At 51.2% G+C, this 486-nt stretch carries 1 protein-coding gene; it reads left to right on the top strand.

All coding sequences use genetic code 11. From position 1 onward, the window contains the following. A partial coding sequence (locus K5R89_RS27205; RefSeq protein WP_072263064.1) for an IS5/IS1182 family transposase occupies positions 1-384 on the top strand: 384 nt, incomplete at its 5' end. Positions 385-486 lie beyond the last annotated feature (102 nt).

Raw genomic sequence — 486 nt, 5'->3', positions numbered from 1 at the left:
GAGCATGACCTCAATCAGCTGGGTAATCTGCTTCATGGAGAGGAGCAATTTGTCTCAGCCGATGCCGGCTACCAAGGGGCGCCACAGCGCGAGGAGCTGGCCGAGGTGGATGTGGACTGGCTGATCGCCGAGCGCCCCGGCAAGGTAAGAACCTTGAAACAGCATCCACGCAAGAACAAAACGGCCATCAACATCGAATACATGAAAGCCAGCATCCGGGCCAAGGTGGAGCACCCATTTCGCATCATCAAGCGACAGTTCGGCTTCGTGAAAGCCAGATACAAGGGGTTGCTGAAAAACGATAACCAACTGGCGATGTTATTCACGCTGGCCAACCTGTTTCGGGCGGACCAAATGATACGTCAGTGGGAGAGATCTCACTAAAAACTGGGAATAACGCCTTAAATGGCGAAGAAACGGTCTAAATAGGCTGATTCAAGGCATTTACGGGAGAAAAAATCGGCTCAAACATGAAGAAATGAAATG

Source organism: Klebsiella sp. TF21-TM, assembly GCF_019753495.1.
In the GTDB taxonomy this organism is placed as follows: domain Bacteria; phylum Pseudomonadota; class Gammaproteobacteria; order Enterobacterales; family Enterobacteriaceae; genus Klebsiella; species Klebsiella quasipneumoniae.
Note: the sequence above shows the minus strand (reverse complement) of the source record. Positions and strands in the feature narration are given on the sequence as shown.